Below are 12,912 nucleotides of genomic sequence, written 5' to 3'. Positions count from 1 at the left end.
CTCCCTGTTATCCCAGCAGACGATGAATGCGTTGCAATCCTGTCACCAGACGATCCACTTCTTCATGGGTGTTATACATAGCCAACGACGCCCGACACATAGCCGGAACGTTATAAAACGCCATCAACGGCATCGCGCAGTGATGGCCGGTACGCACAGCGATACCGTAGTTATCAAGAAAACTGCCAACATCATAGGCATGATGTTTACCGAGATTAAAGGCGATAACGCCAAGTCTGTCCGGTGGTCCATACAGAGTAAGATCCGGCACTGCTGTCAGTTGTGACAGCGCGTAATGCATCAGATTCTGTTCGTACTCAGCAATGTTGTTAAGCCCCAGAGCTGACACATACTCCAGCGCCGCACCAAGACCAATAATCCCCCCCGTATTGGGCGTGCCGGCCTCAAACCGCCACGGCGCTTTGGTCCAGGTAGTCCCTTCGCTAAGGCTGACGGTGGCAATCATAGATCCGCCCCCTTCCCACGGCGGCATCTCCTGCAACAAGGCTTCTTTAACATAAAGAATGCCAATGCCGGTGGGGCCATACAGTTTATGCCCGGAAAAAACGTAGAAGTCGCAATCCAGCGCCTGCACATCCACCGGATGATGCATCACTGCCTGAGCGCCATCCACCAGCACTTTTGCGCCATGCTGGTGCGCAAGTGTGATCATTTCCGGCAGCGGATTTTCCGTCCCCAGCACATTAGACACGTGAGTAATCGCCAGCAGGCGGGTTTTTTCATCAAACAGATTAGGCAGCGTCTCCAGTTGCAGCGTGCCGTCCGGGTTAAGCGGGATCACCCGCAGCTCTGCGCCAACGCGCGCGCAAAGCATCTGCCAGGGAACAATGTTAGCGTGGTGTTCCATCTGACTGATGATGATGTTATCTCCCGCCCGCACGTTGCTGTTGCCCCAGCTATTGGCGACCAGATTGATCCCTTCCGTAGTGCCACGGACGAACACCAGCTCTTCCGCCGAACGGGCATTGATAAACAGCGATGCACGCTTACGCACGTTCTCCATTTTCTCGGTCGCCTGGGCGCTTAACGTATGAATACCGCGATGCACCGCCGCGTAGCCGTGACGATAAAACTCAGCCTCGGCGTCAATCACCTGGCTCGGTTTCTGCGCACTGGCGGCGCTGTCGAGATAAGCCAGCGGCAAACCGTTCACCTCACGCGAGAGCACCGGAAAATCGGCACGCACCTTCTCAACGGAAAAAGTCATCTTGCACCTCCCGGCAGCCGTTGGCCGATTCGAGCCAGCACCTGCTGTTTAAGACCATCATCGCGTAAGGCTTCCGTCAGTTCGGCGGCAAAGGCATAGATGATCATCTGCTGGGCATCCTGCTGATTGATCCCGCGAGAACGCAGATAGAACATTTGCTCATCATCAATACGCCCGACCGTTGCGCCGTGACTGCATTTCACATCATCGGCATAAATTTCCAGTTGCGGTTTGGTATCCACTTCCGCCAGCTTGCCCATCAGCAGATTATTATTGGTCATCTGACCGTCAGTCTTGATGGCATACTGCGCGACGTTAATCAAACCATTAAATACCGCGCGCCCTTTGTCGCTGACGATAGTTTTGTGCAACTGGCGGCTGTTACAAAAACCTTTATTGTGTTCCAGCCAGGTGCGGGTATCGCACACTTCATTTTTCACCGGCATCGCCAGGCTATTAATCCGCAGCGTACTGTTTTCGCCATTAAGTTGCGTACTGGTGTTGTGCCGTAACACGGCGCCACCAAGCAGAAAACTGTGGCTAGATGCGGTGGCATCGTCTGCCAGCAGCAAATCGTTATGGGCAAAGTGGTGGCTGACCGGGTTTTCAAACGCCAGCTTGATATGCTGCAAGTGGGCGTTCGCTGCGACGTTGATAGTAAAGCGCGCGCCTGTAAAATGGCGGGCATCATTAAGGCTGACAAAATGTTCAATCACTGTCGCTTCCGCGCCTTCCGCCAGATCCAGATGATGGCGGTAATGGGCTGTGTTCACCTCTTCACCTGCCACGCCCTGGGTAATATGCATTAACAGCAATGGCTTTGCAGGCCGTTGACCGCGCTTCACAGCAATATGCGTAACGCTTTGCGCCAGGCTTTCCGTCAGATGCAGAAACACTTCTGGCTGAATTGCATCGGGCAGCCCCTGGCGTTCGTCGTTTATGCTCACGTCATATCCGCTGCCTTCAGTTGCATCGCTAAGTGCTGGCACGTAACGTCCATCAACAAACACCAGTCGCACGGCGTCTAACGTTAAGGCTAAAGCATCACGCTGCTCTTGAGATATCTCCCCTGCAATGCTGACAAACTGGCTATTGGTCAGCCCTTCCAGCGGCGTATATTTCCAGTGCTCATGTTTACGCGTCGGCAGACCGGTACGCAGCAATTGTTGTAAATGCTGCTGCGCTTGCGGGGAGCGTTTTGCCCCTTCAGCCTCAAACAAGTGATGCCACTGTTGCAGCACGTTACTGCTGTTCACTAAGCCAGCCATAACCCTGCTCCTCCAGTTGTTTGACCAACGTGAAATCGCCGGATTTCACAATTCGCCCCTGATACAGCACGTGGACGTAATCAGGCTTGATGTAGTCAAGAATGCGTTGGTAGTGCGTCACGATGATGAATGAACGCTTGCCATCACGCAGCGAGTTCACGCCATCGGCAACCACTTTTAATGCGTCGATATCCAGCCCGGAGTCCGACTCATCAAGAATGCATAACTCCGGTTCCAGCACTGCCATTTGCAAAATATCGTTGCGCTTTTTCTCGCCACCGGAAAAACCAACGTTAACCGAACGGGTTAATAAATCTTCCGGCATCTTCAACAGGGCGATTTTCTCTTCCATCAAATCCTGAAAATCGAAGCGGTCGAGCGTTTCCTGACCGCGATAACTACGCACCGCATTGAGCGCCGTTTGCAGGAAAAACTGGTTACTGACGCCTGGGATTTCCACCGGATACTGGAAAGCCATAAAGATGCCTTCGCCCGCACGATCTTCCGGTGACAGCTCTAGCAAATCTTTGCCCTTAAACTCCACCGTGCCGCCCGTCACTTCATAATCTTCGCGCCCGGCAAGCGTTGCCGATAAGGTACTTTTGCCCGAACCATTGGGTCCCATAATGGCGTGAACTTCACCAGGACGAACGTCGAGGCTTAATCCGCGCAGGATAGCTTTATCTTCCACGCTGACGTGTAAATCTTTAATACTTAACATGTTTATTCCTTATCCGACGCTGTGTTCAAGACTGATGGCGAGGAGTTTTTGTGCTTCAACGGCAAATTCCAGCGGCAGTTCCGAGAACACGTCTTTGCAGAAACCGTTAACAATCATCGAGATGGCGTCTTCTTCGCTGATCCCGCGTTGCAGGCAGTAAAACAGCTGATCTTCACCAATACGCGATGTCGTTGCCTCGTGCTCCAGTTGTGCGCTGTTATTGCGACATTCGACATACGGGAAGGTATGCGCCCCGCAATTAGCGCCAATCAGCATTGAGTCGCACTGAGTGAAGTTGCGCGCATTGGTTGCCGTCGGCATGATTTTCACCAGGCCGCGATAGCTGTTCTGGCTGTGTCCGGCAGAGATCCCTTTCGAGATAATGGTCGATTTGGTGTTCTTACCGATGTGGATCATCTTGGTGCCGGTATCAGCCTGCTGATGACCGCTGGTCAGCGCCACCGAGTAGAACTCGCCGATGGAGTTATCGCCGCGCAAAATACAGCTTGGGTATTTCCAAGTAATGGCTGAACCGGTTTCCGATTGTGTCCACGACATTTTGCTGTTTTCGCCTTCGCACAGAGCACGCTTGGTGACGAAGTTGAGAATACCGCCAGTGTTGTTATCGCCAGGGAACCAGTTTTGCACCGTGGAATATTTCACCTCGGCGTTTTTATGGATGATGACTTCCACCACCGCCGCGTGTAGCTGGTAGCTATCACGCACTGGTGCGGAGCAGCCTTCAATGTAGCTGACGTAGCTGTCTTCGTCGGCTACCAGAATGGTGCGCTCAAACTGCCCGGTTTTTTCTGCGTTAATGCGGAAATAGGTGGAAAGCTCCATCGGGCAGCGTACTCCTTTAGGTACATAAATAAACGTACCGTCGGAAGCCACCGCCGCATTGAGCGCGGCAAAAAAGTTGTCATTCCCCGGCACCACGGTGCCGAGATATTTACGCACCAGTTCCGGGTGATCGTGAATCGCCTCGCCAAAGGAACAGAAAATGATCCCCTGCTCCGCCAGTTTTTCGCGATAAGTGGTGGCAACCGAAACAGAATCGAAAATGGCATCCACCGCCACCTCTTTGCCTTCCCGCACCGGTACGCCCAACTGCTCAAATGCCGCTTCAACCTCTTTACTTAAAAAGGCGTTTGCGCCGGTTTGTTGCACCGCGCCCGGTTCAGAAATACAGGTGTCATCGCAGTTACCACATGAAGGCGCGGAGTAATAGCTATAATCCTGATAATTCAGCTTGTCGTAGTGCGCCTTCAGCCAGTGCGGTTCTTCCATCTCCAGCCATGCGCGATAGGCGTTGAGACGAAACTCCAGCATCCAATCCGGCTCATTACGCTTCGCCGAGATTGCGCGCACCACCTCTTCGTTTATGCCCTTAGCCAGTTCATCAGTCGCTAATTGGGTGAAGAATCCTTCTTTATAATTCAGCGGGCCGCCGGTCCAGGTTTTGACATCGTCAGTTGCTTCAGTATTACGAGACATAGTACCGCCTATACCCCAAAGCTTTCGCCACAGCCACATTCATTCTGGGCTTTCGGGTTGTGAAATTTAAATATCTGATTGAGTCCTTCGCGAACGAAATCAACTTCCGTGCCATCAATAAACGGCATTGCTTGTAGGGGGACGAACAGCTTCGCGCCGTCGTGTTCAAACAGCAGATCGTCTTTGTCCGGCTCGCTAACACTGTCGAGTACATAGCCAAAGCCCGCGCAGCCCGTTTGCTTCACACCTAAGCGCACACCAACCATGCCTGGTTGCTTCGCCACCAGCTCACGGATGTGTACCGCCGCTGCGGGGGTTAGCGTTAAGCCTTGCCAGGTAAAATCCTCTGGGTTAAAGGTTCCTGAATGCATGTCCATCGATTTACCTCACTTCATCGCTTTCAGCGTATAACAGCATGTTAGTGATAATGATTATCAGTTCAACCCAGCAAACGCAGGGGCTTTACCGTAAAACATGCTTTTTGCCTGCATTTAATAAGCATAGACCCTGATGTGCGGCTTAACAGGCACGCTAAGAATTAGGTATCTCATTGTTAGTTAATGATTATTACCGGAGGACATTTAAGACTGTGATGGAAAAGAAAAAGTTGTATTGAAAATGACTATTTAAGAGATAGGTAAAAAAGTGGCTCGTTCAGAAATAAGAAAACCCTTAAGTCTGTTCAACACAGACTTAAGGGTTTCTACCCCATCCGGCGCTTATCTCCGGCACTCACAGTGGCTTAGCTCTTGAAGGGGCGATAAGAATAATCTCATAAAGCTAAGCCGGCGTTTTAACACAACCTGCGATTTGTATTCTTTTTAAACAAGATCAAGCGGGTAAAAATGGGAGAAGTCAGAAGAAAGTCGTCAGACCTGGACTGGAGTTAATCCAGGTCGATGGGGCACACTAACTGCGTTCAGCCAGATCAATGCACGCCCAAACGCCAGGCAAAGTAGATTTCTTCTTTTAATTCAGCAGAAGAGAGAGTAAGCAGATCAGCGAATTCAAGTTCTAGTTGTTTCAGACGTTTGAGGTATTGGGCAGGTGAAAGATTGCTCTGGTCACGGCGTAAAAATTCAATGGCCAGTTGGGTGGGATCAAGTTGAGTAGACATAGCATCCTCGCTTTTAGACAAGACCTGCACAGTATACCACCGATTACTGTGCAGATAATAACCAAAGGCAATATGCGTCACACTTTTCTGGTGACAACGTCACAAAATGGCGGTCGTCAATCGTGATGAACAGCACAATCGCTCTTTCTCATCGAAGATTTCAATCTGCCAGACCTGATGACGTGAACCAAGATGCAGCGGCTTACAAACGCCGCGAACTCGCCCTTCTCGTGCCGAGCGAACATGGTTAGCATTGATTTCCAGACCAACGACTTTTTGCTCGCCCTCGGTACATAAATAACCGGCAACGGAACCAATACTTTCGGCCAGCACCACGGACGCCCCGCCATGCAGCAGCCCGAAAGGTTGCTTTGTCCGCGAATCTACCGGCATTGTCGCTTCCAGGGTGTCATCACCAATATGTTCAAAACGAATATCCAGCAACCCCACCATGTTTCCGTCACCCATGGCGTTCAGCGCCTCGAGTGTGATTTTACGTTTCCATATCATTTAATAATCTCCAGTAATGCCTGCACAGGATGGCGTACCCCCGTGCCTTCAACCCGTTTTACCTGACTACGGCAGGAATATCCGGTCGCCAGACAGCGATTTCGCGGCAGACGCTGCATCGCCTGATGCCAGGATAACTCATAGATCCCGAGCGAGTTTTTATGATTTTTCGCTTCATGTCCGTAAGTCCCCGCCATACCGCAGCAACCCACACTGACATTTTCCAGCTTCGCGCCAAAACGGGCAAATATCGCGGCCCACTGTGCTGGCGCCCCCGGCAAGGCGGTGACTTCGGTACAATGACCAAAGAAATACCACGGTTCACCGCTGACCGCAGCCACTGGCTGTGACTCAAGTGCGCTTGCCAGCCATTCATTCGCCAGCAGAACGTTAAACTCGCCGCGTTCCTTGCCGAGAGTGAGTTTGTATTCGTCGCGATAACAAAGAACCAGAGCTGGATCGACACCCACCATTGGCATTCCCAGCTTCGCCATACGGTTGAGGAAATCCGCCGTCTTTTTCGCCGTCTTCGCAAAACGATTGAGGAATCCTTTGATGTGCTGGGCTTTACCATTCGGCGAGAATGGCAGTAACACAGGCTGGAAACCTAATTTTTCGACCAGACGGACAAAATCTGCCACCACTTGCGCATCGTAATAGCTGGTGAAAGGGTCTTGCACCACCAACACCGTGCGCGCTTTCTGCTCAACATTGAGAGCTTCAAGCTGTTCCAGCGTCATGTTTGCCGAACGATGCCCCACCATTTGTTGTTGCAGCGAGGGAACTGACAACAGCGGCAAATCAACCATGCCGATATGTTTTTTCGACAGTTTGCGCACCAGCGACTGGTTAATGAAGAAGTTAAACGTCTTCGGCGCTCGCGCCATCAGCGGCGCATAACTTTCGACCGTCGCCACAAGATGGTCGCGCAGCGGGCGTAAATAACGGGTGTGATAGAGTTGCAGGAAACGAGAGCGGAACTCCGGCACGTCAATTTTGATGGGGCACTGGGTCGAACAGGCTTTACAGGCCAGACAGCCTGACATCGCCTCTTTCACTTCGTGGGAGAAGTCATATTCGCCTTTATTTGCGTGCCAGCTATTGCGCGTGCGGGAAATTAACGTCCGCAAACTGGCTCGCGATTCCGGCAGTTCTTGTTCCAGTTTTAGAGGATCAACGCCACGGTCAGCCAGCAAACGTAGCCATTCACGCACCAGTGTTGCGCGCCCTTTCGGTGAATGAATCCGGTTCTGGGTGATCTTCATCGACGGACACATGGGGCTGCGGGCATCAAAGTTGAAGCATAAACCGTTGCCGTTACATTCCATTGCCCCGCGCCATTGCTGACGTACCGCGATGGGGATCTGCCGGTCAAATGTACCGCGCTTCACCGCGTCCACTTTCATCATCGGTGCATCGAGACCTTCTGGCGGACAAATTTTCCCAGGGTTTAGCCGATTATGCGGGTCAAATGCCGCTTTAACTTTGCGCAGTTCTGCGAAAAGTTCCTCACCGAAAAACGCCGGGCTGTATTCGGCGCGAAAACCTTTACCGTGCTCGCCCCACAACAATCCACCGTATTTCGCAGTCAACGCCACCACGTCATCAGAGATTTGCTTCATCAAAATCTCTTGTTGCGGATCGCACATATCCAGCGCCGGACGAACGTGCAAAACACCCGCATCGACGTGACCGAACATACCGTAGCTTAAGCCGTGGCTGTCGAGCAGCGCGCGAAATTCGGCTATATAATCCGCCAGATGTTCCGGCGGTACGCAGGTATCTTCGGCAAACGGAATTGGCTTGGCGGCGCCTTTTGCATTGCCAAGCAGGCCTACGGCTTTTTTACGCATCGCATAGATACGTTCAACACCCGCCAGTTCGCGGCACACCTGCCAGCCGATCACACCTGCTTGCTGGCTGGCGATAAGTTCGTCCAGGCGCGCACAGAGTGCATTTACCCGCTCGTCAATCAGCGCCTCATCATCACCAGCAAATTCCACAATGTTCAGCCCGAGCATCTCTTTGTCTGGCACGTCAGTAATCAACTCGCTGACGGAATGCCAGACAATATCTTCCCGCGCCAGATTCAGCACTTTTGAGTCCACCGTCTCTACCGAAAGCGCCCGAGCCTCAACCATAAACGGCGCGTTACGCAGCGCGGAGTCAAAAGAGTCATATTTGACGTTCACCAGACGGCGCACTTTCGGCAAGCGAGTAATATCCAGTCGCGCTTCGGTAATAAAGGCCAGCGTCCCTTCTGAACCCGTCAGAATGCGCGTCAAATCGAACTCAGTCATCTCATCGTTAAAGACATGACGCAGATCGTAACCGGTAAGAAAGCGATTAAGTTTGGGGAATTTGTCAATAATTAACTGGCGTTGCTGACGGCAGCGTTGATAAACCGTTTTATAGATACGCCCGATAGCGGTATTGGTTTTACCCAGCGTTTCCGCCAGTTCGACAGGTAAAGGTTGCGTATCGAGAATATCGCCCCCCAACAACACCGCCCGCACGCCGAGCACGTGATCTGACGTTTTGCCATAGACCAGCGAGCCCTGACCGGAAGCATCGGTATTGATCATCCCGCCGAGCGTTGCCCGGTTGCTGGTTGAAAGTTCCGGCGCAAAAAAGTAACCGAACGGTTTCAGGTACTGGTTAAGCTGATCTTTAATTACCCCCGCTTCAACGCGCACCCAGCCCTCTTCAGGGTTAATTTCGATGATGCGGTTCATATGGCGGGACATATCAACAATAATCCCCTGGTTGAGCGCCTGACCGTTTGTGCCAGTACCGCCACCGCGCGGGGTGAAGATCAGCGATGAATAGCGTTCCTGCGCAGCCAGACGGGCGATTAATGCCACATCTGCGGTCGAACGTGGAAATACCACTGCATCGGGGAGAAGTTGGTAAATACTGTTGTCGGTCGACATTGTCAGACGATCGGCATAACTTGTCGCCGTATCGCCGGTAAAACCCTGTTGCTCCAGCTCTTGCAAAAAATTAAGCACCAGTTGAACGACGCCGGGTGCCTGGGAAATCTGTGGAATCATTATATTGACCCTTTCCTGCGGTCTGTGATGAGAGATTAATCGTTTGCGTGTTGCCTGAATTGTTGTACCACATTTTTTTCTTACACGCCCATCAGAATTAAGGGCAGAATCGGCCTGTTAAAAACCGCTGAAATTGCTCATCATTATGCAGGTGAGTTTCGCGTGTTCACGTCGCGTCGACGATTTGACGCACAAAAAAGGTGAAAAGTAGTTATGGTAAATGTTCGTCAGCCCAGGGATGTCGCACAAATTCTGCTTTCGGTGCTGTTTTTAGCCATCATGATTGTGGCATGTCTGTGGATTGTTCAACCCTTCGTTCTCGGCTTTGCGTGGGCCGGTACTGTGGTTATCGCTACCTGGCCGGTATTGTTACGCTTGCAAAAGATCATGTTTGGTCGCCGTTCGCTCGCCGTTCTGGTGATGACGCTGTTATTAGTGATGGTGTTTATCATCCCTATTGCCTTGTTGGTTAACAGTATCGTCGATGGCAGTGGGCCGTTGATTAAAGCCATTTCCAGCGGTGACATGACGTTACCCGATCTGGCGTGGCTTAATACCATTCCGGTGATTGGCGCGAAGCTGTATGCAGGCTGGCACAACTTGCTGGATATGGGGGGGACGGCGATCATGGCGAAAGTCCGTCCTTATATTGGCACCACCACCACCTGGTTTGTTGGGCAGGCGGCGCATATCGGGCGCTTTATGGTGCATTGTGCGCTGATGCTTCTCTTCAGCGCCCTGCTGTACTGGCGCGGTGAACAGGTAGCGCAAGGCATTCGCCATTTTGCCACTCGTCTGGCAGGCGCTCGCGGAGATGCCGCAGTCCTGCTGGCTGCGCAAGCTATCCGTGCGGTGGCGCTGGGCGTGGTGGTAACGGCGTTGGTGCAGGCGGTTCTTGGCGGTATCGGTCTGGCGGTATCCGGCGTACCTTACGCAACGCTGCTGACGGTGTTAATGATCCTCTCCTGCCTTGTCCAGCTTGGCCCGCTACCGGTGTTGATTCCGGCGATTATCTGGCTCTACTGGACCGGTGATACCACCTGGGGCACGGTATTGCTGGTGTGGAGTGGTGTGGTTGGCACACTGGATAACGTGATTCGCCCGATGTTAATTCGCATGGGTGCCGATTTACCGCTGATCCTGATCCTCTCCGGGGTTATCGGTGGTTTGATTGCCTTCGGGATGATCGGTCTGTTTATTGGTCCGGTTCTGTTAGCCGTTTCCTGGCGTCTGTTTGCCGCGTGGGTGGAAGAAGTCCCGCCACCGACTGACCAGCCGGAAGAAATTCTCGAAGAACTGGGCGAAATTGAAAAGCCGAATAAGTAACTCTCTCATCAGGCGGCTCTGCCGCCTGATTGTTAACCATCGCTAATTGATATTTCATTTCTCAACCTCGTATTTCCCTGCTTCCCTCCATTCAGCTGGTAGTACCTGTCGCAAATTCTTTACAGTTTTTAAACTAATGAGACGAATCTGATCGACGCAAAAAGTCCGTATGCCTACTATTAGCTCACGGTTATAAATCAACATATTGATTTATAAGCATGGAAATCCCCTGAGTGAAACAACGAATTGCTGTGTGTAGTCTTTGCCCATCTCCCACGATGGGCTTTTTTTTAACATTTTTCCGTTTCCTTATCTCGCCATTCATTCTTTCCAATAATGTTGCACAAGATACTGTGACTCTCTTCAAGCCGTTAGCAGGCTGATAATGTTATTTATATTTTATTCTATTTTTTGATGCAGCCATTACCTATGAACGCTTATGAACTCCAGGCACTACGCCATATTTTTGCCATGACTGTTGATGAATGCGCGACCTGGATTGCCCAGACAGGTGACAGCGAAAGCTGGCGGCAGTGGGAAAATGGCAAAAGCGCCATTCCTGATAGCGTCGTTGAAAAATTGTTGGCTATGCGTCAGCAAAGAAAAAAACATCTCCACGCCATCATAGAGAAAATAAATAACCGCATCGGCAATAACACCATGCGCTTCTTCCCTGACTTAAGCGCGTTTCAACGTGTCTACCCTGACGGCGATTTTATTGACTGGAAGATTTATCAATCAGTAGCCGCTGAGTTATATGCGCACAACCTTGAGCGTCTTTGTTGATATTTTAACGGGAATCAATAGCCATTATTACAAGAATAATGACCGAATATTGACGCAATATCGCCACATTTTTTAAAGCAAAGTTGCTAAGTGGATCTTATGAAAAGTCCCTATCTCCCTACCGCGCTGGGGTTGTATTTCAATTACCTGGTACATGGTATGGGCGTCATTTTGATGACTCTGAATATGACCTCGCTGGAGACGCTTTGGCATACCAGTGCGGCAGGTGTCTCGATTGTTATCTCATCATTAGGCATTGGTCGATTAAGCGTCCTGTTTCTTTCTGGCTTATTATCCGATCGCTTCGGTCGACGACCGTTTATCATTCTCGGTATGTGCTGCTATATCGCCTTCTTTTTTGGCATCCTGCACACTAATAACATCATTATCGCTTATGTTTTTGGCTTTCTGGCCGGAATGGCAAACAGTTTTCTCGATGCAGGCACTTATCCCAGCCTGATGGAAGCCTTTCCTCATTCGCCGGGTACAGCCAATATTTTAATTAAAGCCTTTGTTTCCAGCGGACAATTTTTATTGCCGCTAATCATCAGCCTGTTAGTGTGGGCCGAACTGTGGTTTGGTTGGTCTTTTATGATTGCCGCAGGCATTATGATTATTAACGGTCTGTTTTTATACCGCTGTACCTTTCCACCGCATCCGGGTCGTCGCTTACCTGCCGTAAAAAAAGCAACCACTTCTGCGGGGCATCGCTGCTCAATAATCGATTTAGCCAGTTATACCTTATATGGCTATATATCAATGGCAACGTTTTATCTGGTCAGCCAGTGGCTGGCACAATACGGGCAATTTGTCGCTGGCATGTCATACACAATGTCGATCAAATTACTCAGCATCTACACTGTGGGATCGCTGCTTTGCGTATTTATTAGTGCACCGCTCATTCGTAAAGCGATTCACCCGACAACATTGTTGATGCTGTACACTTTTATCTCATTTATTGCCCTGCTCACCGTTTGCCTGTATCCCATATTTTATGTGGTAATAACATTCGCTTTCGTTATTGGTTTTACCTCCGCTGGAGGCGTTGTACAAATTGGCCTGACGTTAATGGCTGAACGTTTTCCCTACGCTAAAGGTAAAGCAACCGGGATTTATTACAGTGCGGGAAGTATTGCAACCTTTACCATTCCGTTGATTACGGCTCATCTATCACAAAGAAGTATTGCCGATATTATGTGGTTCGATACCGCCATCGCTGCCGTCGGATTTTTACTGGCGCTGTTTATTGGCTTACGCAGCCACAAGGAAACACAACATCCATCGCTAAAAGAAAATGTCGCTACGGATGGTTAATGCAATATTCTTTTCAGGACATGCAAGATCTTACGGATAAATTAATCTTTCTGCGCTAATTAAGGAAAATCACGATCCAAAACAAACTATCT

General features: G+C 50.7%; 11 protein-coding genes and 1 other RNA gene. 4 read left to right on the top strand and 8 right to left on the bottom strand.

Translation table 11 applies throughout. The features are described 5' to 3' along the window. Positions 1-7: 7 nt before the first annotated feature. The 8 genes from sufS to ydiJ all read right to left on the bottom strand — a co-directional run bounded on the left by sufS (position 8) and on the right by ydiJ (position 9,394). Positions 8-1,228, bottom strand: a complete 1,221-nt coding sequence (gene sufS, locus HEM79_RS02115) for a cysteine desulfurase SufS (protein WP_016158184.1) — start codon at positions 1,226-1,228, stop codon at positions 8-10. Then, positions 1,225-2,496 (bottom strand): Fe-S cluster assembly protein SufD, encoded by a 1,272-nt coding sequence (gene sufD, locus HEM79_RS02110; protein ID WP_176241127.1) that lies wholly within the window; start codon positions 2,494-2,496, stop codon positions 1,225-1,227. The genes sufS and sufD overlap by 4 nt, the downstream gene beginning before the upstream one ends. Then, entirely contained in the window at positions 2,471-3,217 is a 747-nt protein-coding gene (sufC, locus tag HEM79_RS02105; protein ID WP_000948879.1) for a Fe-S cluster assembly ATPase SufC, read from the bottom strand. The genes sufD and sufC overlap by 26 nt, the downstream gene beginning before the upstream one ends. A gap of 9 nt (positions 3,218-3,226) precedes the next feature. Continuing rightward, a complete protein-coding gene (gene sufB / locus HEM79_RS02100; RefSeq protein ID WP_176241128.1) occupies positions 3,227-4,714 on the bottom strand; it encodes a Fe-S cluster assembly protein SufB in 1,488 nt (495 codons plus the stop codon). Between the two features lie 8 nt (positions 4,715-4,722). Beyond that, positions 4,723-5,091: a Fe-S cluster assembly scaffold SufA gene (gene sufA / locus HEM79_RS02095; RefSeq protein ID WP_000367151.1), complete on the bottom strand. Its 369-nt coding sequence runs from the start codon at positions 5,089-5,091 to the stop codon at positions 4,723-4,725. 551 nt (positions 5,092-5,642) lie between these two features. After that, on the bottom strand, positions 5,643-5,831 hold the full coding sequence (locus HEM79_RS02090) for a YdiH family protein (protein ID WP_001296104.1): 189 nt from the start codon (positions 5,829-5,831) through the stop codon (positions 5,643-5,645). Positions 5,832-5,930: 99 nt separating this feature from the next. Then, positions 5,931-6,341 carry a 1,4-dihydroxy-2-naphthoyl-CoA hydrolase gene (gene menI, locus HEM79_RS02085; protein ID WP_000637977.1) on the bottom strand — a complete coding sequence of 137 codons (411 nt, stop codon included), beginning with the start codon at positions 6,339-6,341 and terminating at the stop codon, positions 5,931-5,933. Next, a complete protein-coding gene (gene ydiJ, locus HEM79_RS02080) occupies positions 6,338-9,394 on the bottom strand; it encodes a D-2-hydroxyglutarate dehydrogenase YdiJ (RefSeq protein WP_176241129.1) in 3,057 nt (1,018 codons plus the stop codon). The genes menI and ydiJ overlap by 4 nt, the downstream gene beginning before the upstream one ends. Before the next feature lie 213 nt (positions 9,395-9,607). Between ydiJ and ydiK the strand changes: the two genes are divergently transcribed. The 4 genes from ydiK to HEM79_RS02060 all read left to right on the top strand — a co-directional run bounded on the left by ydiK (position 9,608) and on the right by HEM79_RS02060 (position 12,820). Then, positions 9,608-10,720 (top strand): AI-2E family transporter YdiK, encoded by a 1,113-nt coding sequence (gene ydiK, locus HEM79_RS02075; RefSeq protein WP_176241130.1) that lies wholly within the window; start codon positions 9,608-9,610, stop codon positions 10,718-10,720. Positions 10,721-10,906: 186 nt separating this feature from the next. Continuing rightward, positions 10,907-11,014: antisense sRNA RprA (gene rprA, locus HEM79_RS02070), an RNA gene on the top strand. A 135-nt stretch (positions 11,015-11,149) separates the two neighbouring features. After that, on the top strand, positions 11,150-11,506 hold the full coding sequence (locus HEM79_RS02065) for a YdiL family protein (RefSeq protein ID WP_176241131.1): 357 nt from the start codon (positions 11,150-11,152) through the stop codon (positions 11,504-11,506). A 99-nt stretch (positions 11,507-11,605) separates the two neighbouring features. After that, complete coding sequence (locus tag HEM79_RS02060) at positions 11,606-12,820, top strand: MFS transporter (protein ID WP_176241132.1); 1,215 nt, start codon at positions 11,606-11,608, stop codon at positions 12,818-12,820. The last annotated feature ends 92 nt before the right edge of the window (positions 12,821-12,912 follow it).

Origin of the sequence: Escherichia sp. 93.0816 (genome assembly GCF_013368855.2) — a bacterium.
Lineage (GTDB): Bacteria > Pseudomonadota > Gammaproteobacteria > Enterobacterales > Enterobacteriaceae > Escherichia > Escherichia ruysiae.
This window is presented reverse-complemented; position numbering and strand designations above follow the sequence as displayed.

Excerpts from the sequence above, each read along its gene's own strand:
- sufA (WP_000367151.1), bottom strand. The coding sequence starts at position 5,091 with ATGGACATGCATTCAGGAACCTTTAACCCAGAGGATTTTACCTGGCAA.
- ydiJ (WP_176241129.1), bottom strand. The coding sequence starts at position 9,394 with ATGATTCCACAGATTTCCCAGGCACCCGGCGTCGTTCAACTGGTGCTT.
- HEM79_RS02090 (WP_001296104.1), bottom strand. The coding sequence starts at position 5,831 with ATGTCTACTCAACTTGATCCCACCCAACTGGCCATTGAATTTTTACGC.
- sufS (WP_016158184.1), bottom strand. The coding sequence starts at position 1,228 with ATGACTTTTTCCGTTGAGAAGGTGCGTGCCGATTTTCCGGTGCTCTCG.
- sufD (WP_176241127.1), bottom strand. The coding sequence starts at position 2,496 with ATGGCTGGCTTAGTGAACAGCAGTAACGTGCTGCAACAGTGGCATCAC.
- HEM79_RS02065 (WP_176241131.1), top strand. The coding sequence starts at position 11,150 with ATGAACGCTTATGAACTCCAGGCACTACGCCATATTTTTGCCATGACT.
- HEM79_RS02060 (WP_176241132.1), top strand. The coding sequence starts at position 11,606 with ATGAAAAGTCCCTATCTCCCTACCGCGCTGGGGTTGTATTTCAATTAC.
- sufB (WP_176241128.1), bottom strand. The coding sequence starts at position 4,714 with ATGTCTCGTAATACTGAAGCAACTGACGATGTCAAAACCTGGACCGGC.
- ydiK (WP_176241130.1), top strand. The coding sequence starts at position 9,608 with ATGGTAAATGTTCGTCAGCCCAGGGATGTCGCACAAATTCTGCTTTCG.
- menI (WP_000637977.1), bottom strand. The coding sequence starts at position 6,341 with ATGATATGGAAACGTAAAATCACACTCGAGGCGCTGAACGCCATGGGT.
- sufC (WP_000948879.1), bottom strand. The coding sequence starts at position 3,217 with ATGTTAAGTATTAAAGATTTACACGTCAGCGTGGAAGATAAAGCTATC.